The sequence below is a fragment of the Sphingomonas asaccharolytica NBRC 15499 genome (assembly GCF_001598355.1).
Classification (GTDB): domain Bacteria; phylum Pseudomonadota; class Alphaproteobacteria; order Sphingomonadales; family Sphingomonadaceae; genus Sphingomonas; species Sphingomonas asaccharolytica.
Window position 1 is genome coordinate 24,019 of the sequence record NZ_BCYU01000025.1, and the last position, 22,201, is coordinate 46,219.

Below are 22,201 nucleotides of genomic sequence, written 5' to 3' on the forward strand. Positions count from 1 at the left end.
ACTTTGATTGCAAGGTTGGATTATAGATGTTCTCTTTATGTTCCAGCGCGGAGCGTTGGACTGATCCCCAAGGAGAACTCCATGCAAATCAACGGCCCCAGTCAAATTGTCTTTCCGGACGGTTCGGCACAGCAGAACTTGGCGCTGACGACCGGCGGCGCTACCGGTACCGTCGGCTTCAGCGTTACCGAAGTCCCGGCACAGGTCGCGTCGGTACGCCTGTCGGCGACCGCGTCGCCCTTGGCGGTCGGTGCGGCACTGACGCCCGCGCAGGCCGGTGCGCTCGTCGTCACTCGCACCGCGAGCGGTGGCACTGGCTATGGCCCCACGATCGATAAGTCCGCGATCGTCGGCGTCCGCTCGCGCGTCTATGCGACCGGCACCACGGCTCCGGCCTTCACGGTTGGCGATTCGACGGCAGTGACGGCATGCCAGAACGGCAACTACTTCATCCCAAACTTCCCGACGGGCGGCAGCGGCACTGTCACCGTCGATATCCTGTTCGACATCGGTAGCGTGATCACACTAGGCAAGGTTGTCGATACACTCTTGAGTCTGGGCTACACGACCGCCACCAGCGACCAGTGGACCGGCGTCTCCGCCACCACGCTGGCTAGCAGCGACGGCACGGCCGTGTCGGTGCTGGACGCTCTCGCGATCACCGCCAACAGCAGTAATCCGTTCAACGAGAAGAAGCTGAACGCCACCGTTACGGGCGCGGCGACGGGGCGTTGGGTCGGCGTTCGCCTTACCAACGTTTCGCCGAGCCGTTATCCGTGCGTCTTCGGCGCGCTCGGCGTTCAGGCGAGCACCGGATCGGGTTCGAGCTTCACCCCGCTGCCATCGCCGGTCTATTTCGGAGTCACCGCGACCGACAGCGGGTCGGGATCGGGCGCGCTTATCGATCAGTCGGCGATCGTCGGTGTGCGCACGCGTGTCTTCGCGAGCGGAACCACGGCGCCTGCCTTCACCGTCGGTGACTCGAGCGCAGTAACGGCGTGCCAGAACGGCAACTATTTCATCCCCGGCCTGCCGACGAGCGGCACCGGCACCTACACGATCGACGTGCTGCTGGACGTCGGCACTGCGATCACGCTGGCGAGTGTTGCAGACACCAAGGCCAGCCTGGGATACACGACCGCGACGAGCGATCAGTGGACTGGTGTTACCGCCGATGCGATCGCCAGCAGCGACGGCACGGCTTTGTCGGTGCTCAACGCGCTGACCATCACCGCTGACAACGCCAATCCGAACAACCAGAAGAAGCTGAACGCGACCGTCACGGGCGCGCCGACCGGTCGCTGGGCGGGGTTCCGTCTACTCGGCGTGTCGCCCAGCCGCTATCCGTGCGTGTTCGCGGCGCTAGGCATGCGCCCGGTCAGCGGCGGCGGATCAACCGCCACCTACCGCGTGCCGATCGGCGACACGACGACCAATTTCGGTTCCAACCCGCCACCAACCGGCAATCCGGTGGTCTATGGCGACCCGGGGACGCGGTTCCCACTCGGCATCTATCTCACCTCGCCGGCATCGAGCTATGCGCTGACGATCCCGTCTGGGCTGTCGCTGGTCGTCCGTTCGACCGCGCCGACGACTATTTCGGTCGGGTCGGCCTATAGCCTGACCAACGCGACCGGGCCGTTCGCACCCACCCAGACTGCCGGCGGTGCGAGCAGCGCATCGGTGCAGATCGTCGGCAGCGAAAAAAGCTTCGACGGCACCAATCTCAATCTGTCGGCAGGCACCTATCTAGCCTCCCCGGCGCTCGGGTTGAGCTTCGCGACCAGCAGCGACGCGAGCAAGACCCAGACGCCGCCGGCTTTCACCCTGTCGTTCAAGGGCGTCATCCCAACCGATAAGAACGTGATCGCCGCAGTCTATGAATATGGCGAGGGCGGTATCGTGCTGCTTGGCAACTGGGCGACCAACAACGTCATCGCGCGGATCGAGCGCGACGGGACGGTCGAAGAGTTCGAGAGCGCCAGCGTCTTCTCGAACACTGCCGTGGAGGATGTCGCGGTCCGCTATGTTGACAATGCATCGGGTACCGGCGGCACGATCACCTTCTGGCGCGCCGGCGTGCAGGTTGGGTCGGCGCAGACGACGACGATCAAGCCGCGCGTAGTTCCTGATGCGCCGCTGGAAAGCAACGCGCTGTCGGGCAACACCGCCGGCGGCGGTGCGCTGAAGGTGCAGAAGCTCGGCATCACCGTCGACCTTCCGTCGCAGAGCGAAAGCTTCTCGCCGGTTTCGTCGGGCAACGTGACCGCAATACAGTTGCAAAACCTCTATGTTGATGCGCTGGCAGTCACCGCGCCGCAAAGCGCGCGCACCGTGACCTACCAGCCGACAGGCGGGTCGGTACAGGCGCTCGACGTCGTGATCGGCCCGATGGCGGTGCCGGCGGGAGCGCCGTATCGCGCGGTGCTTGAGGACTGGTCGACCGGTTCGGCCGTCAGCCATCCCAATGCCCTCATCATGACCAAACCGGCACGGCAGAATTGCGTGTTCGAAGACGCGCAGCTGGCGTCGGTGTCGCCGTGGATCGAGTGTCTCCCCCAAGGAGCTGTGCCGGTGATCGGCGGCATCGCTTATTATTGCGAGGCGGTACGCATCGGCGGCTACGCGACCTTCCAGTTCGGTTACGACTGGACGACCACCACGATGCCGAACAATCCATTCGGCGATCCCAGCGGCAACAACAGCTACATGGTGCCGCACAAATGGCGGATCGAGGATTCGTCCGGCAATTTGCTCGGTAAGGTCGAACGACCGGACGGCGGCCCGCTGAACGGGACCGATATTCCGCGGATCTTCGCCGGCAGCTATGACGGCAATGGGGTGGCGATCACCAACGCGACCAACAAATGGTATCCGCACGGCACCGTCCGAGCAGCGGTGATCTGGCGCTCGGCGACGCCGTCCGCGCAGAGCCAGACGTTCATCAACACCAGTCTGCCGCGCTACGACGTCACCGTACCCTACGCGTCGCACACGCATTTCTCGAACAATGGCGGCGATATGCGGTTGTGGAGCGACGGGCAGGCCAACGGGTTCGGCAATACGCGCGTGATGCCGTGGGAGCCGACCAACTATGCCACGCTCGTGCCGCAGGCGGGTGTCACGCAGGATCCATACAAGGCATCGCTCTACGCCGATGTGTCGCTCGCGGCTGTGGCGTCGACCTGGCTCAAATACACGCCGTTCAATCAGGCCGGACGCAGCCCGGTGACGGGCCCGGGCGGTGCCCGTGACGATCGCGCCGGCATCGCCGAGCCAGTCGCCCAGTATATGTACGACGTGACCGCCACGCGGCCTCATGACGGCACGCCGTTCGCCGCGATAGCGCTCGATTATTGTTCGAGCTACGCCAGCGATCCGTATCATTGCTTCGAGGGCGGGCGGTGCGTGCCGTTGTTCAAGGGCGCCAACGCCAATCGGACGATCACGCTGCGCAATCATTATTACGGTGCGGGCGACAGCGCGACGCCACCGGAGCGGGCCTATTACATTCAGGGCGGCCAGCCCTATGTGTTCGCGACGCAGTATAATCCGTTGCGCGTCACGGTGCCCTATGCCGGATCGGCGGCCGACAAGCCCTACTTCGGGACGAACGAAATCGATTCGCTGCACGCACATCAGTTCCCGCATTGGGGATCGCTGCTCTGGAAGACGCCCGAATTCGCGTTCCTCGGGCACAAGCTCTGGGATCAGACCCGTCTCTACCTGAACGTCATCATCAACGAACCCTCGGCACAGCGTTGGGCGGTCCGTGACGGCGCATGGTCGTTCCTCCATGCCGCGATGGCATGGAAGACGGCATCGGCGAATTCGGACCGGCTCTACAGCCGGGCGGAGGTGATGGCCTTCGCGGTGGCCGACTTCGAGGCGTTCAGCGATATGCACAAGACGGCCACGCCCGGCTTCGATCATCCGCCGACTAACGTGTTCACCAACGGTGCGATTGATCCGATCAAGGTCGCCTATGCCGGTGCGAGCAAGTTCGGCATCATCATTCCGATCAACGATGATTATGGCCAGCATGATTTCTATGCGGGCTATTGGCTGAGCGCGATTGGGATTGGGCAGAAGCTGGGCTTCAACGCCGCGCTGCGCAGCGCGTCTGCCAAAGCCGGGGCGGTGCTCGACTGGCTGATCGCCCAGCATCGAAAGCGGATCGTCGGGCGTATCAACTCGGCGCCGCGTGCCAATCTGGCCGACAACAACTACCTGTTCGTGTTGTGGAAGACCGCGTCGATCAACGCAGCGGGTGGGAACGTTGCCAGTCTGCCGCAAACGTATGCCGCAGTCGCGTCACAGAACGGCAATGCGCCGAGTTGGGACTATTCGACCGCCGACGGCGTCACCGATATCCGTGACGGCCAGGCAACCGACCAGTTACTGGCCGGTCCGTCAATTCTGAAGAACCAACTGTTACAGACGGGCACCGATCTCGACTCGGCGCTCACTACCGTCAACGGCTGGCGTAACCAGAAGAAGAGCGAGCAGTTGGCGCTCGGCTCCAACGCAGGACAGAGCTGGTTCCGGTATCTGAATGCGATGAACAATCCGGCCATCAGCTGAACTGAATGACGGCGCTCGGAAACCGAGCGCCGTCATTTTCCGTACGTTGGGCTTATTTCTCGCCGAGGATCGCCTTGATCGCGGCGATCTTCGTCTGTTGAGTCTCCAGTTGCGCCTGCGCCTTGGCGCGCGCGTCCTCCAGCGCCGGATAGGGCGGATCGCCGGCCACGCCGCGCTCGCTGGTCAATTGGTCGAGATCGGTGACCGCGCCGAGCGTATCGACGCGGAGCGAATCGAGATCGGCCAGCGCCGATTCGGCGCGCACCCATTCGTTGCTGCCCACCGCCTGCGCGGCTGGGCTGCGCGCGGCGCTCTCCGCGGTGGCGGCACTGGCGGCAAAGGCCGCCTCCGACGCGCCCAGCTTGGCGCCGATCGCGGCGATCTTCTTGTCGAGTTCGGAATCGAGCGCTGCGACCGGCGTCACGACCTCCGGTTCGGCGTCCGAGCGCGATTCGATCGGCCGCAACGCGAGCGACGGATAGACCCCTGGCGTTTCGGTACAGCCGACGAGCCCGAGGGTGAGGAGTATCGCTATGCGCTTTGACATGACGCTGCTCTAGGCGGCGAAAAACTATGGCGCAACGCACTTGCGCTTCCCGAAACACCCCTCTATGTGCCGCGTCTCCCAGGCGCCCGTAGCTCAGCTGGATAGAGCATCAGACTACGAATCTGAGGGTCGGACGTTCGAATCGTTCCGGGCGCGCCATTTCCATTCACGGGCACGAAAGCCTGACGCCGCCGCCTCTCCACCAAGGGCGGCGGTTGGTGTTATGGGCCGCTCGCGGCGCAGGCCGTGGTCCAGAACTTGTCGTGGAACGATCGCGGCGGTACCGGCCGGCCGTATGCCGATCATCGTAGATCCGCATCCGGAACTGCCATGATGATGAAACTCTTCTTCAGTCGAAATCCGAATCCGCGGCTGGCGGTCGCGGTCGCGCGCTACCTGAAGTCGGCGATCGATTTTGAATATGCGTCGCCGTTCGCGCCGGGTGAATCCGAGAAGTTCAGACCGCTGAACCCGAACCTTTCCTTACCCATCCTCGTGAGCGGCGAGCACGTTCTCTGGGAAGCGGACGCGATCGCCTGCCGGCTGTCGCGTGATGCCGCGTCGGACTTTTGGCGCACCGGGGATGACGAACCGGAGATGATCCGGTGGATAAGCTGGGCAAAAGACAATTTCATGCGGGCCTGCGACATCGTCCATTTCGAGCGCGGAACGAAGCAGCGTTACGCTCTCGGACCCATCGAGGAGGAGAAAGTCGCGGAAGGGCTGGCGCGTTTCCACGCTGCCGCGACCATCCTCGAAAGCGAGTTTCACGCGCGGCAATGGCTTGTCGGAGAATCGGTTTCTTATGCCGATTTCCGCATGGCCGCCTTTCTGCCGTTCAACGACATCGCCCGGTTGCCCGTCGCAGATTATCCGGCGATTTGCCGGTGGTATGATCGGCTGGAGAACATCGACGCATGGCGGGAGCCGTTCAAAGGCCTGGATGCTCCGGACCTGCCGCCAATAGCACCTCCGCGATAGCGCTTGAGCGAAGCCCGACTCATCGCGTTATTCCTCGGACTCGAAACTGCGGTTTTCGCGGCAATGCCAGAGGCGCAGGATGAAGATGGTCCCGGCCGCGATCTCATAGCGCATTTCGTAATTGCCGACGATGACCCGGCGGACCTCGCGCGGATCATAAGCGTCCAGCTTTTCGCCGATCCTGGGATAGTCGAGCAACCGATCCAGCGCATGGGCAAGCTGCTGGACGACGCGCGCCGCCGCCTCGGGCGCGACTGGGCGCAGATGCTGGTACAGGCGGACAAGGTCGGAGGACGCCTTGCCGGTCCATCGAATTTTCATTTGCTCGGGGTGGGCAGCGGCTTGTCCGTTCCGAGGCTATCGGCCCATGCCTGGATCGCCTGATGGTCGATCACCCGGCCGGAATCGACATCCTGCAGAGCTTCCAGCGTCATACGATGACGCTCCTCTTCCTGATCGACCCAGGCCGCCAGCGCTTGTTTCATCACCCAGCCGCGTGAGCGTTCGAGCCGCGAGGCCATGGCTTCGACCTTTTCCGCGAGCCCCAGCGGAACATGCGCGGTTATCACTTTCGTCTCGGCGGCCATTAATCACTCTCTATCAGCTTGATTAAAATTTAATCGAAACTGGTATGCTAAACAAGGTCCCGCACCGGTCCGGCGCTGGTGAGGGGCGATAGCGCAAAGACGGGAGCCTGACTGTCGCGGGCAGATGCCCCGCGGCCAGTCGAAGCGGGGCGCGCCATCGGCACGCCCCATGCTCGGTCAGAACTTCTTGCTGATGCCCGCGAAGAACCCGCGCCGTGCACCATATTGCGGGGCGCCGACGCCGACGCCTGAGCCGTCGCGGATCAGGTAGCTCTTGTCGAACAGGTTGACGACATCGAAGCGGATCGACAGCCCCTTGAGTACGCCCGGGCCATCTAGATTCTGCGCGATGCCGACATTGGCGGTTACATAGGAGGGCAGCTTGCCGCCATTGGGGACGATGCCCGCGGGATCCTCCGCGCGCAGGCCGTCGCCATAAAGGAAGTCGACCGCGGGTACGAGCGTGCCGATCCCATCATGGATCGTCACGCTGGCGCCGCCCGACGCCGTCCAGTTCTGCGAATGGTCGGTGAAGATGTAATGGTTGGAGATGTAAGCCAGCTCGTCAGGCGCGAAGAAATATTGGCTCGAGACGATATTGCGACCCTTCTCCTCACCGCGCGCTACGTTGGCGTAGAGGTCGAATGGCCCCTTGGTGTAATTGGCGCTGAGCTCGACGCCCCAGGCATAGCCCTTGGCGTAGTTGAACGGCGACAACACCAGCGAGGTGCCGAATTGGCCCTCGTCGAGCAGGTTGCGCTTGATCTTGTAATAAGCGTCCAGCCCGATCTTGAGGCCCGGCAGCAGCTTCTGCTCCAGCCCGGCGTCGAAATAATGCTCGCGCTCGGCACGGACCGGGTCGGCGGTCGCGATCTCGGGTTCCTTGGTCGTGCCGTTGAACAGGGCGAGCGTCGGGGCCGCGATCAGCTCTTGCGGTGGCGGCGTGAAGTTGCGCGCATAGCCGAGATGGAAAGTCGTGCCGTCGCTCGGCTTCCAGACCAGATTGACGCGTGGGCTGACCTGTTGCTCCTGCGTATAGGCCCTGACCGCGTCAAAGCGGACGCCGTAGTTGAGCGTCAGCCTGGGAGTTAGCGACCATTCGTCCTGGAGATAGATGCCATAAAGCTGGCCGTTGCGGCCGCCTTTGTCGGTGATCGTGATCGGCACGTCGGAGGTCTGGTTGCCGGCTCCGTCGACCGGGAACACGCGCGAAGTCACCAGCGACCGCGTCCGCTCGTTCTGGACGAACAGCCCGAAGCGCAGCATGTGCGTGTCGGATAGCTTGTAGCTTCCATCGGCCTGGATCCCAGCGGTCAGGCTCGACAGGCGCGACCGATCGGCGACGCCGGTGAAGATGAGGTCGCCGCCCTGCGGATCGGGCGTGAAGCGGGTCTGCGAATAACGCACGAATGGCGCGACCTGGAAATTGAGCGCCCCGCCGGCATATTGGTAGGCGAGCACGCCATAATGCGTGATCTCGCGCTGGTTCTGGTCGAGCTTGGCCGAATCGAAAGACGACTGCCCATTGAGAATGAAGGCCGGCGTCTGGCCCGGATTGTTGGGAATCTGGAAATAGCCGATCGAGGTGCCGCCGAACGCGGTGATGCGGCTGGTCGAGGAGACGATGTCCGAAACATAGGCGAACGCTCGGTACTGCCGCGTGCGGTCGTGGATCGCGTCGCGCGTCGCAATCGGGTTTTCGACGCCGAGATCGTTCTGCAAATAGCTGCCCGAGGCGAAATAGCTCAGCGATCCGTCCGATCCGTGGATCGACGCGCTGGGATTGAGCGTGTTCCGGCTGCCGCCGTAAAAGCCGACATCGCCGCCATTGTTGAACCCGCCGGTGCCGGTCTTCAGGCTGACCACACCCGACGTGCGATAGCCATATTGCGCCGGCAGGGTGCCGGTGATCAGCTCGACCGAGTCGGCGATCCGGGGGTCGAACGTCTGGCCGAAACCCGAGATGCTCTCCGGCACGATCACGCCGTTCAGGCGGTATTGGAGGTTACCGTGCTCGTTGCGGACGTGCACCGCGCCATAGCTGTCGAGCGTCACGCCGGGTGCTTGCGACAGGATCTGGACCAGGCTGACATTGACGCCGCCAGGCTGCTTGGAGAGCATCGCCTTGTCGACCGTGTAAGCGCTGGCGCCGAGCGAGGGGAGGATGGCGTCGCGCGCGGCGTCGAGCCGCTGCGCAGTGATGACGATATCGCCGGGCTGGTTGGAAGACGTGGGCGTCGGGGCAGGGGCCGCCGGGGACTGACTGGCCGGCGCATCCTGGGCGCGGGCAATCGCGGGAAGCAGCGCGACCGATGCCGCGCCAAGCATGAGGAAATGTCGCATTTACAATAAACTCCGGGAACCTTGGTCGCGAATTCACGGCGGAATCCGCGGGACGCGACTGGGCACGATGTCGTGCTTTCGCGTCGCGGCGATAGTGTCAGGCCTGGAGTTGGGCCGGGGGTGCGCGGCTATGCCAGCCGAGCGAGCGCCGTTCGAGAATCAGTCCAAAGGCGATGCCGACGACCAGCCAGACAAGCATCGCCTGAGGAGCCGGAAGGACGATCGGCGCCGGCGGCAGGTATGCGGCGCTCTGCGCGATTTCCCGGCAGATCGGACAACTCGCCGGGGAATCGAACGGGGAGTTTCGGTCCGACGAGGACGCCGCGGCCACATTTGTCCCACCAGCGGCGGTCGAGATCGGTGCGCTGGCGAAATGGTTGTGGGTCTGCGCAACGACGCTCTGCCACGAAAAGGCCAGCAGTATGGCGAGCAGCACGGCGACCCAGCCAGCACCAAGCCGCCGTCCCGAACGGGGCGGGCGCGACATGCTGCCGATACGCCTTGCTTTAGTCGCCATGATCTCCGGCCGGTCGTTAGACGAACTGGTTGCGGTCGCCCTGCTATGTTGCATTGTTACATGAATCAAGCCGTTTCGTTGCGGTGCACCATTCCACTGGGTTATGACCGTGCCACGCCGACGATGAACCGGCCGTTTCCGTACACGCGGTTTCGCGCTACGCCCGCCTTCATGATCGACGACGACAAGAGGATCGCCGCCGAGGACGCGGTCGCTGAAATCCGTGACGGCATGCTGGTCGGGATCGGCACCGGATCGACTGTGGCGTTCGCGATCCGCGCGATCGCCGCGCGCTTACCCGAGCTCCGTCAGGCGATATTTTTCGCCACCTCGATTGCGACCGAGCAAGCGGCGCGGGATGCCGGCATCCCGATCGGGCGATTCGCGCGCACGTCGCGGCTAGACCTGACGATCGACGGCGCCGACGAGATCGACCCAGCCTTGCGCGTCATCAAGGGGGCGGGCGGGGCGTTGCTGCGCGAAAAGATCGTCGCCGCAGCGTCCGAGCGGATGGTGGTGATCGCGGATGGCTCGAAACAGGTCGAGCGGCTCGGTACCGCGCCGCTTCCAGTCGAAGTGCTGCCCTTCGCGCGTGGCTTCGTCGCTGCCCGCCTCGCCGCGCTGGGAGCAGAACCCGTCTTGCGCATGGCGGACGAGGGGTCGTGGCGCAGCGATCAGGGCAATATCATTTTCGACTGCCACTTCGCGTCATTCCCGGATCCGGCCGGTCTCGCGGTCGCGTTGCAGGCAATTCCCGGCGTGATGGGCCATGGCCTGTTCCTGCGCGAAGTCGACGCCGCCTATATCGCCGATCGGGGAACCGTTACGAAAATGGAACGCAATACCACCTGACGGGTGGCATGCGCGCAAGGCTCCCCATATAGGGCATGGAAATGGCGCAACCGCGATGCGGCCTGCGCGTTCGTCCACCCGAAGCGGGAGCCTGAAAGAGAATGTCCGATACCCAGACCGCCGACGTGGATCAGCTCAAAGAGGACGGCTCGATCGAGCGCCTGACCATCGATACGATCCGCACCTTGTCGATGGATGCGGTGCAAAAGGCCAATTCCGGCCATCCCGGCACGCCGATGGCATTGGCACCGGTCGGCTATACTTTGTGGTCGCAATTTCTGCGCTACGATCCCTCGACGCCGACCTGGCCCAATCGCGATCGTTTCGTGTTGTCGGTCGGCCACGCCTCGATGCTGCTCTATTCGCTGATCCACCTGGCCGGGATCGAGGAAGTCGATGGCACGGGCAAGAAGACCGGCAAGGAAGCGGTCAGCCTCAACGATATCGAGAATTTCCGTCAGCTCGGCTCGAAGACGCCGGGCCATCCCGAATATCGCCACACTACCGGCGTCGAAACCACGACCGGTCCGCTCGGGCAGGGTTGCGGCAATTCGGTCGGCATGGCGATCGCGGAGCGCTGGCTCGCGGCGCGCTATAACAAGGACGGGTTCACGCTGTTCGATCACGACGTCTATGCGCTGTGCGGCGATGGCGACATGATGGAAGGCGTTTCGGCCGAGGCGGCGTCGATTGCCGGGCACCTCAAGCTGTCCAACCTCTGCTGGATCTACGATTCGAACCACATCTCGATCGAGGGCGACACCGCACTCGCGTTCGACGAGGATGTCGGCAAGCGGTTCCAGGCCTATGGCTGGAACGTCATCCATGTGAACGACGCCAATGATTGCGCGGCGATGGCGCAGGCGCTCGAGACGTTCCGCAAGACCGATGACCGCCCGACCTTCATCGTCGTCCATTCCGTGATCGGCTGGGGTTCCCCACGCGCCGGCAGCGAAAAGGCGCATGGCGAGCCGCTCGGCGTCGACAATGTCAAGGCGACCAAGGAGGCCTATGGCTGGCCGCAAAAGGATTTCTACGTTCCCGACGGCGTCGAGAAACATTTCAACCAGGCGATCGCCGGCCGCGGCCGTCGGCTGCGCGAGGAATGGGAAGCCAGCTTCGCCAAGTACAAGTCGGCCTATCCCGATCTCGGCAAGGAACTCGATCTGATCCTGTCGGATCGCTTGCCCGATGGCTGGGATGCCGACATCCCGACTTTCGACCCTGACGAAAAGGGTCTCGCGACGCGCGATTCGAGCGGCAAGGTGCTCAACGCGATCGTGCCCAAGGTGCCGTGGCTACTCGGTGGATCGGCCGACCTTGCGCCATCGACCAAGACCGACATCAAGAACGCGCCGTCGTTCGAGCCGGACAATTATGGTGGCACCAACTTCCATTTCGGCGTGCGCGAACACGGCATGGGTGCGGTGGTCAACGGCATGTCGCTGTCGCACCTGCGTGCTTACGGTTCGACCTTCTTCGTGTTCCTCGATTACATGCGTCCGCCGGTGCGGCTGTCGTCGCTGATGGAATTGGGCTCGATCTGGGTGTTCACCCATGATTCGATCGGCGTCGGCGAGGACGGCCCGACGCATCAGCCGATCGAGCAACTGGCGATGCTCCGCGCGACGCCGGGGATCGACACGATTCGTCCGGGCGACGCCAATGAGGTCGCCGCGGCGTGGCGCGCGCTGATGACCGATGGCGGGCACCCGACCGCGCTCGTTCTGTCGCGTCAGGCGATGCCGACGCTCGATCGGTCGACCTATGCTAGCGCCGACGGCGTTGCGAAGGGCGCCTATGTGCTGGCCGACAGCGAAGATCCGCAAGTGATCCTGATCGCGAGCGGATCGGAAGTCAGCCTGGCAACCAGGGCTTATGAGCAGCTCAAGGCCGAAGGGGTCGCGGCGCGCGTCGTGTCGATGCCGAGTTGGTTCCGGTTCGAACTGCAGGATCAGGCGTATCGCGAAAGCGTGCTGCCGGCGGGCGTTACCGCGCGTCTCGCGGTAGAGATGGGCGGCGAAATGGGCTGGGACCGTTATGTCGGTCCGAAGGGTTCGACGATCACCATGTCGACCTTCGGCGCGTCGGCCCCACTTGCGGGATTGCAGGACAAATACGGGTTCACCGTCGAGAACGTGGTGAAAACGGCGAAGGCATTGTTGGCGAAATAGCAGCCGTCATCCCAGCGAACGCTGGGATCTCGGACCGCATGAGACCCCAGCTTTCGCTAGGGTGACGCAGAAGGGCAGAAGGAAAGACGAATGGGACGGATCAACGATCTGGAAAAACTCGGTCAGGCGATCTGGCTCGATTTTATCGACCGCAAACTGCTCGCCGAAGGCGGCCTGAAGAAGCTGGTCGAGGAAGACGGCGTCACCGGCGTGACCTCCAACCCGTCGATCTTCGAGAAGGCGATGGGACATGGCAACGCCTATGACGCCGAGCTCGCCGAATTCGACAAGGCCAATCCGGCCGCGTCGGCGATGGCGCGCTACGAGCATCTCGCCATCCAGGACATCCAGGCGGCCGCCGACACGCTGCACCCGGTCTATGACCGGCTGGGCGGCAAGGACGGTTATGTCAGCCTGGAAGTATCGCCTTATCTTGCCAACGACGCCGACGGCACCGCCGCCGAGGCGGAGCGGCTGTGGAAGGCGGTCGATCGGCCCAATCTGATGGTCAAGATCCCCGGAACGCCGGCGGGTGTCCCGGCGATCGCGACGTCGATCGACAAGGGCATCAACATCAACGTGACGTTGTTGTTCTCGATCGAGGCCTACAAATCGGTCGCGCTGGCATTCGTCGAAGGTCTCGAGAAACGCGCCGCGCGCGGCGAGGCGATCGACCGTATCGCCAGCGTCGCGAGCTTTTTCGTCAGCCGCATCGACACCAAGATAGACGACGCGATCGACGCGGGCACTGGTGGCGAGGAAGCCAAGGCGCTCAAGGGCAAGGTGGCGATCGCCAATGCCAAAGCGGCTTATGCCTGGTATCAGGACTTCATCCAGTCGCACCGCTGGCAGGCGCTCGCCGCCAAGGGTGCGATGCCGCAGCGGCTGCTCTGGGCCTCGACCGGGACCAAGAACCCCGATTATTCGGACGTGCTCTATCTCGACTCGCTGATCGGCCGCGACACCGTCAACACGGTGCCGCCCAAGACGCTCGATGCGTTCCGCGATCACGGCACCGCCGCCGAGACGCTGACCCAGGATCTGGACGGGGCGAGGCACGTGCTGGCCGAGGCCGAACGGCTGGGGCTCGACCTGCAGGGAGTGACCGAAACCCTGGTCGAGGAAGGCGTCGCGTCTTTCTCCAAGGCGTTCGACGATCTGCTCGGTGCGATCGCGGCCAAGCATCCGGCCGAAGCGACCTGATTTCGCCATCGTCCTGCCGAGCTTGTCCCGGCACCCAGCGGGCCTCACGCGATATCGCCCGTGGATAGTTGGACCCCGGCACAAGGCCGGGGCGACGTCGAGGTAAGATCAGCGCTTCAGGAGATTCACATGAAAATCGGAATCATCGGCCTTGGCCGCATGGGTGGCAACATCGCGCGGCGGCTGATGCGCGGCAAGCATGAGACGGTCGTCTACGATCGCGCGCCCGAAGCGGTGAAGGAAATCGTCGCCGATGGCGGCATCGGCGCCGGGTCGCTGGAGGAGATGGCGGGCAAGCTCGACAGCCCGCGCATTTTCTGGGTGATGCTGCCGGCGGGCGCGCCGACCGAAACCACGATCGAGACGCTGACCGGGCTCTGCTCGCCGGGCGACATCATCATCGACGGCGGCAATACCTTCTACAAGGACGATATCCGCCGCGCCAAGGCGCTGGCCGAAAAGGGCCTGAAATATGTCGATGTCGGCACCTCGGGCGGCGTCTGGGGTCTTGAACGCGGCTATTGCATGATGATCGGCGGTGACGACGACGTCATGCGCCATCTCGATCCGATCTTCGACACGCTCGCGCCCGGCGTCGGCACAATCCCGCGGACGCCCAATCGGATGGCGCAGGAAGGCGAGGATCCGCGGGCGGAGAAGGGTTATATCCATGCCGGCCCCGCCGGTGCGGGGCATTTCGTCAAGATGGTCCATAACGGCATCGAATACGGCCTGATGCAGGCCTATGCCGAGGGCTTCGACATCCTCAAGAGCAAGGTCTCCGAGCAGCTGCCCGAGGACGAGCGCTTCGATCTCAACCTCACCGATATTGCCGAGGTATGGCGGCGCGGATCGGTGATCTCGTCCTGGCTGCTCGATCTGTGCGCACAGGCCTTGGCCAAGGACCAGGCGCTCGACCAGTTTACCGGCCGCGTCGCCGATTCGGGCGAGGGGCATTGGACGATCGAAGCGGCAATGGAAGAAGCCGTGCCCGCGCACGTGCTGACCGCGGCTTTGTTCGCGCGCTATCGCAGCCGTGTCGAGCACACCTATGGCGACAAATTGCTGTCGGCGATGCGCTTCGGGTTCGGCGGGCATGTGGAGATGCCGCAGTGACTCAGGTCGGTCCGGCGGTCCGGCTGGTCATTTCGGACGTCGACGGCACGCTGGTGCGCAAGGACAAGTCGCTGAGCCCGCAGGTCATCGCCGCGGTGCATCGTCTGCGTGAGGCGGGCGTCGCTTTCACCCTGATCAGCGCGCGTCCGGTGTCGGGCGTGTTGCCGCTGATCGCGCCGCTGGGGATCGATATTCCCTTGGCAGCGATCAACGGCGGTATCGTCTTCCGCCCGGACGGCAGTGTGATCACCAGGCACGGTATCGACCCCGAGGTCGTGCGCGGCATGTTCGCGCTGGCCGAGGGCGTGGCGGTCGATCGCTGGGTGTTCGCCGATGGCCATTGGTATGCTTCCAGCCTGGCAGGCGTGCATGTCGAGCATGAACGTGTCGCCTCGAACCAGGAGCCGATCCTGCGCGACGATTTCAGCGACCTCTATGACTGTGCCGATAAGATAACCTTCGTCAGCGATGACCCGCCGGTGCTGAAGGATCTCGCCGCTCGCGGCGTTGCGCAATTCGGCGCGCGCGCGACGATCGGGCAGAGCCAGACCTATTATCTCGACGTCACCGACACCCACGCCAACAAGGGTGATGGCGTGACGGAGCTCGCCGCTATCCTGGGCGTCGATCTCGCGCATGTCGCGGTGTTCGGCGACATGGACAATGACGTCGCGATGTTCGCGCGCGCCGGCATGTCGGTGGCGATGGGACAAGCGCCGGACACGGTGAAGTCCGCCGCCGATTTCGTCTCGTCGAGCAACGAGCAAGACGGCGTGGCGCACGCGATCGAGGCGTTCCTGCTGGCGCGGGCGGCGGCATGAAGAAACTGGTCGCGTTCGACCTCGACGGCACATTGGCACTCAGCAAGCAGCCGCTCGACGAGGACATGGCGGGGCGGATCGCGGATTTGCTCGACGTTTGTCTGGTCGACATCATTTCGGGCGGCGACTGGCCGCAATTCGAGAAACAGGTCGTCTCGCGGCTGCCGGAGCGGGCCAAGCTCGAGAATCTCTTCATTCAGCCGACCACGGGGACCAAGCTCTACCGCTGGTCCGGCGAGTGGAAGCCGATCTATGCCGAGTTGTTCTCCGACTCCGAACGGCAACAGATCGAGACCGCACTCGACGACGCGGTGAAGGCGGAGGGCCTGGACGAGGGGCAGACCTGGGGCGACCGGATCGAGGATCGCGGTAGCCAGATCACCTTTTCCGGCTTGGGCCAGGACGCGCCGTTGGTCGCGAAGAACGCGTGGGATGCCGATCGATCGAAGCGCGAAGCACTGCAGAAACGGCTACGCGCAGCGCTCCCCGATCTGTCGATCAATATCGGCGGATCGACCTCGATCGACATCACCCGCAAGGGCGTCGACAAGCAATATGGGCTGAAGAAGCTGCTGCCGGTCGCGGGGGTCGATGCGAGCGAAGTGCTGTTCATCGGCGATGCGATCTATCCCGGCGGTAACGACTATCCCGCCAAAGAAATGGGGCTCGACACGATCAAGGTCGACGAGATCGAGCAGACGCGGTTGGTGATTTCGACCGTCGCGACGGTTTTGAAGGGCTGATTTTGGGAGAGCTGGGTCTGTCCTAGCGCACACCGTCATCCCGGCCTTGTGCCGGGATCCACCGCGCCATCCTCCCGATCGGGAATTGTTGCACGGTGGATGCCGGGACGAGCCCGGCATGACGATCGTCAGTCAATCGCGCAACGCCTTCTCCACCGCGTCGTGGAACAGACGAATCCCGCCCTCCATGCTTCCCAGGGTCAGCCGGTCGATCGCGCCCGACATCAGCCCTTCCTGGCACAAAGCCGCCGCGCGGAAATCCTCCGCGCCGAACACGCCGCCGTCGAGCAAATTCCAGCTTTTTTCCCAATGCGCCAGCGCCTTGTCGGTAGCGGGGGGCTCGGGGATCAGCATGAAATCCTCGACCAGCACGCGGTCGACGCCGCGCGGCATCAGCGTCATCAGGTTCATGTAATCCGGGCTGACCACCAGCACCGTCGCCGGAAACATCTGGTAGGTATAGGTGATCGCGCGGCGCAATGTCGGCCAGTCCTCCGCGGCGCAATCGTCCGCCGACACGTCGCGACCGACCGCGGAGCGCTGGTGCGCGCCGATCATGTCGCCCGAGGCGACGCCATCCTTGAAGAACGGACCGATCGTCGCGGCATGGAGCCGCTGGACGTGATAGCTTTCGAGGAAGGCATCCATGATCTGTTTCCAGTTCGCGGCGACATCGTGGGTGCGGCGGCGGAACAGATGCTGGCCGGCGAGATTGAACGCGTCGAAATCATGGCCAAGCGTTTCCGGCTCGGCGAAATCCGCACCTTCGTCGAACGCGAACCATATTAGGCCGCCCGCTTCGCAGGTCGGCAGGCGGCGGAGCCCGTACTCGCTCTTGTCGAGATCGGGAAAGGCGTCGGTCCGCGGCAGCGCGAGCAGCGTGCCGTTGAGCGCATAAGTCCAGGCATGATAGGGGCAGACCAGGCGCGCGGCGCAGGCCGGTTCCTGACCTTCGACCAGCCGCGTGCCGCGATGGCGGCAGACGTTCATGAAGACGTGCGCCTGGCCCTCACGGTCGCGCGTGATCAGCAGCGGCTTGCCATAGCCATCATGCGGGACCGCCATGCCCGGATCGGGAAGCAGTGCGGACGGGGCGATTACCAGCGGGCGCTTGTCGAAAATCTTGCTGCGTTCGGCCTCATACCGCGCCGGATCGGTATAGGCGGCGGCGTCGACATGGGTGATCCCGCCGCCGCGCCGCTCGCCACCTTCGGCCAGTTTCTTCGCCAGCGCGAGCTGCCCCGCGGTCGGAGCGATCCTGGTCGCCACGTTCATGGGCTTCCTCTCCCGATTTTTGTGTTTAGTGTCTCCCTTAAGAGCATGGGGAGCAAGCCTGAATGAGCGGTACCGTGGTGACACGTCCCAAGGGGTGGCGGCTGTTCGTCGCTGCGCTTCGCACGCGCAAATCGGCGTCGATGCTCGCGCTTGGCTTCTCGTCGGGGCTGCCTAATGCGCTGTTGATCGGCACGCTGACTGCCTGGCTGGGCGAAGTCGGGGTCAAGATGGCGACGATCGGCGTGCTGTCGTGGATCGGCCTGACCTATGCCTTCAATTTCCTGTGGTCGCCGTTGGTCGATCGCCTGCAATTGCCGGTGCTCGCCAAGCTCGGCCGCCGCAAGAGCTGGATCATATTGTGCCAGGCGCTGATGATCGTCGCCTTGTTGGGGATCGTCGTCACCGATCCTGCGCAACAGATCGGCATTTTCGCGATGTTCGCCTTTCTCGGCTCGCTCGGCTCCGCGACCCAGGATATCGCGATCAACGGCTGGCGCATCGACGTGGCGGACGAGGATTCGCCGATCGAATTGCTCTCGGCAGTCAACCAGCTTGGCTATCGCACCGCGAGCATCGTCGGCGGCGCGATCGCGCTCTACATGGCGGCGCGGATGTCGTGGCCGACCGTCTATCTGGTCATGGCGGTGGTCATGGGCGTGATGCTACTGATCGCGCTCACCGCTCCGGATACCAAACGGGTGCCGAGCGAGGCGGTGCAGGCGCTTTCGGAAGCTGGCGAGATCAGGCCGGGCACGCGGGCGATCGCGCTGCTCATCGTCGGGTTGAGCTGGGTCTGGGCAATCGGATCGCTGATCGGCTTCATGATCTCGATGCTGGCCGATACCCCGGCCGGGGCGACCAAGCCGTCGCCCGCCGACTTCCTCAAATATCACGGCCCGGCGATCGTGATCGCGACCGTGCTCGTGCCGCTCGCCGTTGCCGCGTTCCTCAACTGGTTGAAGACGCAGGGACGCCACGTCCAGGCTGAGCGCGACACAACGGTTTCAGTGACGCGGACCGCCGCGAACCATCTCTACGGCGCGTTGATCGCGCCGCTCGCCGACCTCGTCGCGCGGCTCGGCTGGGGCGTGCTGATCGTGATCGGGCTGATCCTGACCTATGCACTGTGCTACAATGTCTGGGGATCGTTTGCTTATCCCTTCTACCTCGAATTCATGCATTATTCGAAGGACGAGGTGGCGTTCGCGTCGAAGGTGTTCGGCATCGTCATGTCGATCATCGGGGTCGGCCTGGGGGGCTATCTGTTCGCGAAGATCGGGCGCTTTCCGACCGTCTTGATCGGCGCGATCCTGCCGATCTTCGGCAATTTCCTCTACGCCGACCTCGCCGACGGATCTCCGCACATCGACCCCGTATTGCATCTCTTCCGGCTCGACTCGCTCGCGGTCGCGCTCGGTAGCGACGAACGGATGGCGCGACTGCTGCTGACGATCAGTTACGAGAATATCTCGACGGGCCTTGCGCTCGCCGCGTTCGTCGCGTTCCTGTCGGGCATCGTCAGCAAGAAGTTCGCGGCGGTCCAATATGCGGTGCTGTCGTCGCTGACCTTCCTGATCGGATCGCTCGGCAAGGGCATGGCGGGCGAGATGATCGACAAATACGGCTATGCCGACGTGTTCCGCTATGTCGCCGCGGTGGGGGTGCTCGCCATTCTGTTCGTCCTGCTCGAATGGTGGCGTGCATCGCGCATCCCGACGGTGGTCGAGGCCGGCAATACCGGCGAGCCCGCCTGATGCTGTTCCTGATCCTGTCGGGCGGGACGATCGTCTGCCAGATCGCCTGCGTGGTGCATTGCGTGCGCAACAGCCGCAACACGTTCTGGATCTGGCCTTTGGTATTCTTCCCGATGGTCGGCTGCATTGCCTATTTCATCGTCGAAGTGCTGCCGGGCATGCAGGGCAATCGCCATGTCCGTACGATGCGGGCGCAAGCAGCCAAGGCGATCGATCCCCAGCGTGAAGTGCGCGTGGCACGCGACGCGCTGGGGCTGGCGGATACGATCGCCAACCGTATCCGGCTGGCCGATGCGCTGTCGGCGGTCAACCGACCGGCCGAGGCGATCCCACTCTATCGCGAGGCGATCGGCGCGCAGCCACTGCCCGACACGCGGACCGAAACCAAGCTCGCCAGAGCGCTGTTCGAAGAAGGCAAAATCGACGAGGCGCAACAGGTGATCGACGCGATCGCCAAGCCATCGGGGCAGAGCGATCGCGATCGGCTCGATCTGCTCCGCGCGCGAATCTACGACCATCTCGGACGGCAGGACGACGCGCTGGCGATCTATCGCGACATCGTCACGCGGATGCCCGGCGAGGAAGCGCGTTGCCGCTATGCCGCGTTGCTGATCGAGCTCGGCCGCAAGCGCGAGGCGCTGGGCGTGCTGGAGGAAGTTGAGGATCGGATGAAGCGGCTTGATCGCCACCAGCGCCAGGCCGAGGGTGACATGTACCGCTGGGCGACCGACAAATTGCGCGAGCTGCGAGCGGCGGGGTAGCAGACGGCTTACGGATTATTGAATGCCGATCGGCAGCCCTGCATCGGCAAATGCTCCTGACAAGGCCGCCGCTGTCGCCACGATCGCATCGGCACGGCGTTGCGCCATCAAATCCGCCAGCAGCAGGCGCGCGGTTTCCGGCCGGCGCTCGGCATGGCCGATCGCGGTGATCATCGTCTGCTCCGCCCAGGTCATCCGAGCACAACAGCACGGCGCGATCGGGATCGTCGTGGTCGAGGTCGCGGCGAGTTCGGCCATGAACGCGCGGGCGAGTAACAGCGGCCGGCGGAACCCCGCACCGAATGCGCTCAGAAAGGTGTTGGCGGCAACGGCGTCGTTGAGCCCGTGCGCACCCATCCGCCGGATCGCGAGCAGCAGGAGCCGCGCGGCCATGGTTTCCGGCAGGCGGTGCGGCAGGGCTTCGCTGACCAGCGACGTGGGCATTAGGGTGGGGGCCATGGGGCGACTCCGTGATGGGAGCCGCATAGTCGGCAACTCGCTATTGATAGTCAATCGCAATAATTCGTCACGCCGGCGCTTCGCCGTTCGCCGCGAGCAATTCGCCCGCCAGATAGAGCGAGCCCAGGATCATCACCGTCACCGATTCCTTGGCATCGCCGCCGATCGCGTGCAGCGCCGCCTCGACTGTCTCCGCAGACTGCGGTGCCATGCCGATGTCGCGGGCGACTGCTCCCAGCACCTCGGCGCTGTGACATTCATGACCACCGACCGGAACGGCATGGAAGCTCTTGGTCAGCCCGGCGAACGGCAGCAGCAATCCGGCGGGATCCTTGTTGGACAGCATGCCGACGATCATGTGCGCGCCGTCCGTCTCGCGATGATCGAGCACCTCGCGCAACGCCGCGGCGACGCTGGCGCCTGCGGCAGCGTTGTGGCCGCCGTCTAGCCAGATCTCGCTGCCGGACGGCAATAGGCGCGTCAGCGGGCCGTCGCCGAGCAATTGCATCCGCGCGGGCCAGGTCGCGTGCTCGGCCGCGGCGACGAAGGCATCGGGCGGAATGGTCAGCGTCTTTTGATGATGGAGCATGGCGATCGCCAAGGCGAGATTGCCCGGCTGGTGCGGCCCGACCAGCACCGGCAGCGGCGTCTGCACCTTCCCGGCGGCGTCGCGATAGGCGAGGTGGCCGTCATCGGCCGCCCAGAACCAGTTCCTGCCTTCGGGTGACACCGGCGCCCCGGCGGTTCGCGCGACCGCATTGACCCGCGCCTCGACCGACGGCTGATAGCGCATCGTCACCAGCGGCACTTGCGGTTTGGCGATGCCGGCCTTTTCGGCGGCGATGTCCTCGATCGTCGTGCCGAGGAAGCGTTCGTGGTCGATGCCGAGTTGGGCGATGCCGGTGACGATTGGCTGCGCGATGACGTTCGTCGCGTCGAGCCGGCCGCCGAGACCGACCTCGACGATACAGGCATCGGCCGGCGTGCGGGCGAAGGCGAGGAATGCCGCGGCGGTCGTTACTTCGAAGAAGCTCGCCCCAATATCGCCGCCGGCGTCGAGCACTTCCTCGAGCAAGGGCGCTAGTTCGGTATCTTCGATCAACCGGCCGGCGAGGCGAATACGTTCGTTGAAACGCACGAGATGCGGGCTCGAATAAACATGCGTCGTGTAGCCTGCCGCCTCGATCGCCGCGCGCAGGAAGGCGCAAGTCGAACCCTTGCCGTTGGTCCCGGCGACATGGAGCACCGGGGGCAAAAGATCATGCGGATTGCCGATGCGCTCGAGCAACTCGGTGATCCGCTCCAGGCCGAGGATGTCGGCGCCGGGCGAAAGCGCCCATAGCCGGTCGAGCTGGCGCTGCACCGCGGGGTCGGAGGAGGTGGCGTGGTCGGGCATCTCTAATTCCCCTCCCGCTTGCGGGAGGGGTTAGGGGAGGGCGTGTCAGTCAGCACGGACGCCACATGCCCTCCCAACTCGCTGCCTG

General features: G+C 64.2%; 18 protein-coding genes and 1 tRNA gene. 11 read left to right on the plus strand and 8 right to left on the minus strand.

Translation table 11 applies throughout. The features are described 5' to 3' along the window. Positions 1-81: 81 nt before the first annotated feature. Entirely contained in the window at positions 82-4,584 is a 4,503-nt protein-coding gene (locus tag SAS01S_RS09000; protein ID WP_066807316.1) for a hypothetical protein, read from the plus strand. 52 nt (positions 4,585-4,636) lie between these two features. Here the strand turns inward: SAS01S_RS09000 and SAS01S_RS09005 are convergent, their stop codons facing one another. Beyond that, positions 4,637-5,131: a hypothetical protein gene (locus SAS01S_RS09005; RefSeq protein ID WP_066807318.1), complete on the minus strand. Its 495-nt coding sequence runs from the start codon at positions 5,129-5,131 to the stop codon at positions 4,637-4,639. 82 nt (positions 5,132-5,213) lie between these two features. Between SAS01S_RS09005 and SAS01S_RS09010 the strand changes: the two genes are divergently transcribed. After that, positions 5,214-5,290 (plus strand) — tRNA-Arg (locus tag SAS01S_RS09010). Positions 5,291-5,461: 171 nt separating this feature from the next. Then, positions 5,462-6,112 (plus strand): glutathione S-transferase family protein, encoded by a 651-nt coding sequence (locus SAS01S_RS09015; protein WP_218016275.1) that lies wholly within the window; start codon positions 5,462-5,464, stop codon positions 6,110-6,112. Between the two features lie 27 nt (positions 6,113-6,139). On the opposite strand, the gene SAS01S_RS09020 is transcribed toward SAS01S_RS09015, so the two are convergent. From SAS01S_RS09020 to SAS01S_RS09035, 4 genes are all read right to left on the minus strand, one after another. Beyond that, complete coding sequence (locus tag SAS01S_RS09020; RefSeq protein WP_066807320.1) at positions 6,140-6,433, minus strand: type II toxin-antitoxin system RelE/ParE family toxin; 294 nt, start codon at positions 6,431-6,433, stop codon at positions 6,140-6,142. Then, positions 6,430-6,699, minus strand: a complete 270-nt coding sequence (locus SAS01S_RS09025; RefSeq protein ID WP_066807322.1) for a CopG family ribbon-helix-helix protein — start codon at positions 6,697-6,699, stop codon at positions 6,430-6,432. Before SAS01S_RS09025 ends, SAS01S_RS09020 begins: the two co-directional genes overlap by 4 nt. A gap of 177 nt (positions 6,700-6,876) precedes the next feature. Then, on the minus strand, positions 6,877-9,042 hold the full coding sequence (locus SAS01S_RS09030) for a TonB-dependent receptor (protein WP_066807324.1): 2,166 nt from the start codon (positions 9,040-9,042) through the stop codon (positions 6,877-6,879). A gap of 97 nt (positions 9,043-9,139) precedes the next feature. Beyond that, positions 9,140-9,529, minus strand: a complete 390-nt coding sequence (locus SAS01S_RS09035) for a DUF2946 family protein (protein ID WP_066807326.1) — start codon at positions 9,527-9,529, stop codon at positions 9,140-9,142. Positions 9,530-9,730: 201 nt separating this feature from the next. On the opposite strand from SAS01S_RS09035, the gene rpiA reads away from it, so the two are divergent. The 6 genes from rpiA to SAS01S_RS09065 all read left to right on the plus strand — a co-directional run bounded on the left by rpiA (position 9,731) and on the right by SAS01S_RS09065 (position 16,468). After that, on the plus strand, positions 9,731-10,411 hold the full coding sequence (gene rpiA / locus SAS01S_RS09040; RefSeq protein ID WP_066807368.1) for a ribose-5-phosphate isomerase RpiA: 681 nt from the start codon (positions 9,731-9,733) through the stop codon (positions 10,409-10,411). A 101-nt stretch (positions 10,412-10,512) separates the two neighbouring features. Further along, positions 10,513-12,585 carry a transketolase gene (tkt, locus tag SAS01S_RS09045; RefSeq protein WP_066807328.1) on the plus strand — a complete coding sequence of 691 codons (2,073 nt, stop codon included), beginning with the start codon at positions 10,513-10,515 and terminating at the stop codon, positions 12,583-12,585. Between the two features lie 90 nt (positions 12,586-12,675). Further along, entirely contained in the window at positions 12,676-13,788 is a 1,113-nt protein-coding gene (tal, locus tag SAS01S_RS09050) for a transaldolase (protein ID WP_066807330.1), read from the plus strand. 129 nt (positions 13,789-13,917) lie between these two features. Continuing rightward, positions 13,918-14,904 (plus strand): phosphogluconate dehydrogenase (NAD(+)-dependent, decarboxylating), encoded by a 987-nt coding sequence (gene gnd, locus SAS01S_RS09055; RefSeq protein WP_066807332.1) that lies wholly within the window; start codon positions 13,918-13,920, stop codon positions 14,902-14,904. Beyond that, positions 14,901-15,725, plus strand: coding sequence for a Cof-type HAD-IIB family hydrolase (locus tag SAS01S_RS09060; RefSeq protein ID WP_066807334.1), 825 nt, complete (start codon positions 14,901-14,903; stop codon positions 15,723-15,725). Before gnd ends, SAS01S_RS09060 begins: the two co-directional genes overlap by 4 nt. Beyond that, positions 15,722-16,468, plus strand: coding sequence for an HAD-IIB family hydrolase (locus SAS01S_RS09065; protein ID WP_066807336.1), 747 nt, complete (start codon positions 15,722-15,724; stop codon positions 16,466-16,468). Before SAS01S_RS09060 ends, SAS01S_RS09065 begins: the two co-directional genes overlap by 4 nt. Positions 16,469-16,600: 132 nt before the next feature. Here SAS01S_RS09065 and SAS01S_RS09070 read toward each other — a convergent pair whose 3' ends face one another. Then, on the minus strand, positions 16,601-17,737 hold the full coding sequence (locus SAS01S_RS09070) for an aromatic ring-hydroxylating oxygenase subunit alpha (protein ID WP_439646836.1): 1,137 nt from the start codon (positions 17,735-17,737) through the stop codon (positions 16,601-16,603). A gap of 68 nt (positions 17,738-17,805) precedes the next feature. Here SAS01S_RS09070 and SAS01S_RS09075 point away from each other — a divergent pair, with 68 nt between their 5' ends. After that, a complete protein-coding gene (locus SAS01S_RS09075; protein WP_066807340.1) occupies positions 17,806-19,497 on the plus strand; it encodes an AmpG family muropeptide MFS transporter in 1,692 nt (563 codons plus the stop codon). After that, on the plus strand, positions 19,497-20,258 hold the full coding sequence (locus tag SAS01S_RS09080) for a tetratricopeptide repeat protein (protein ID WP_066807342.1): 762 nt from the start codon (positions 19,497-19,499) through the stop codon (positions 20,256-20,258). The genes SAS01S_RS09075 and SAS01S_RS09080 overlap by 1 nt, the downstream gene beginning before the upstream one ends. Before the next feature lie 15 nt (positions 20,259-20,273). On the opposite strand, the gene SAS01S_RS09085 is transcribed toward SAS01S_RS09080, so the two are convergent. Beyond that, positions 20,274-20,717, minus strand: a complete 444-nt coding sequence (locus SAS01S_RS09085) for a DUF6628 family protein (protein WP_174544952.1) — start codon at positions 20,715-20,717, stop codon at positions 20,274-20,276. 67 nt (positions 20,718-20,784) lie between these two features. Beyond that, the gene (locus SAS01S_RS09090) at positions 20,785-22,113 is read right to left on the minus strand and encodes a bifunctional folylpolyglutamate synthase/dihydrofolate synthase (RefSeq protein ID WP_066807347.1); all 1,329 of its coding nucleotides are present in this window, start codon (positions 22,111-22,113) and stop codon (positions 20,785-20,787) included. Between the last annotated feature and the right edge of the window lie 88 nt (positions 22,114-22,201).

Coding starts and splice junctions, on each gene's coding strand:
- SAS01S_RS09000 (WP_066807316.1), top strand. CDS start 82: ATGCAAATCAACGGCCCCAGTCAAATTGTCTTTCCGGACGGTTCGGCA.
- SAS01S_RS09005 (WP_066807318.1), bottom strand. CDS start 5,131: ATGTCAAAGCGCATAGCGATACTCCTCACCCTCGGGCTCGTCGGCTGT.
- SAS01S_RS09015 (WP_218016275.1), top strand. CDS start 5,462: ATGATGATGAAACTCTTCTTCAGTCGAAATCCGAATCCGCGGCTGGCG.
- SAS01S_RS09020 (WP_066807320.1), bottom strand. CDS start 6,433: ATGAAAATTCGATGGACCGGCAAGGCGTCCTCCGACCTTGTCCGCCTG.
- SAS01S_RS09025 (WP_066807322.1), bottom strand. CDS start 6,699: ATGGCCGCCGAGACGAAAGTGATAACCGCGCATGTTCCGCTGGGGCTC.
- SAS01S_RS09030 (WP_066807324.1), bottom strand. CDS start 9,042: ATGCGACATTTCCTCATGCTTGGCGCGGCATCGGTCGCGCTGCTTCCC.
- SAS01S_RS09035 (WP_066807326.1), bottom strand. CDS start 9,529: ATGTCGCGCCCGCCCCGTTCGGGACGGCGGCTTGGTGCTGGCTGGGTC.
- rpiA (WP_066807368.1), top strand. CDS start 9,731: ATGATCGACGACGACAAGAGGATCGCCGCCGAGGACGCGGTCGCTGAA.
- tkt (WP_066807328.1), top strand. CDS start 10,513: ATGTCCGATACCCAGACCGCCGACGTGGATCAGCTCAAAGAGGACGGC.
- tal (WP_066807330.1), top strand. CDS start 12,676: ATGGGACGGATCAACGATCTGGAAAAACTCGGTCAGGCGATCTGGCTC.
- gnd (WP_066807332.1), top strand. CDS start 13,918: ATGAAAATCGGAATCATCGGCCTTGGCCGCATGGGTGGCAACATCGCG.
- SAS01S_RS09065 (WP_066807336.1), top strand. CDS start 15,722: ATGAAGAAACTGGTCGCGTTCGACCTCGACGGCACATTGGCACTCAGC.
- SAS01S_RS09075 (WP_066807340.1), top strand. CDS start 17,806: ATGAGCGGTACCGTGGTGACACGTCCCAAGGGGTGGCGGCTGTTCGTC.
- SAS01S_RS09080 (WP_066807342.1), top strand. CDS start 19,497: ATGCTGTTCCTGATCCTGTCGGGCGGGACGATCGTCTGCCAGATCGCC.
- SAS01S_RS09085 (WP_174544952.1), bottom strand. CDS start 20,717: ATGGCCCCCACCCTAATGCCCACGTCGCTGGTCAGCGAAGCCCTGCCG.
- SAS01S_RS09090 (WP_066807347.1), bottom strand. CDS start 22,113: ATGCCCGACCACGCCACCTCCTCCGACCCCGCGGTGCAGCGCCAGCTC.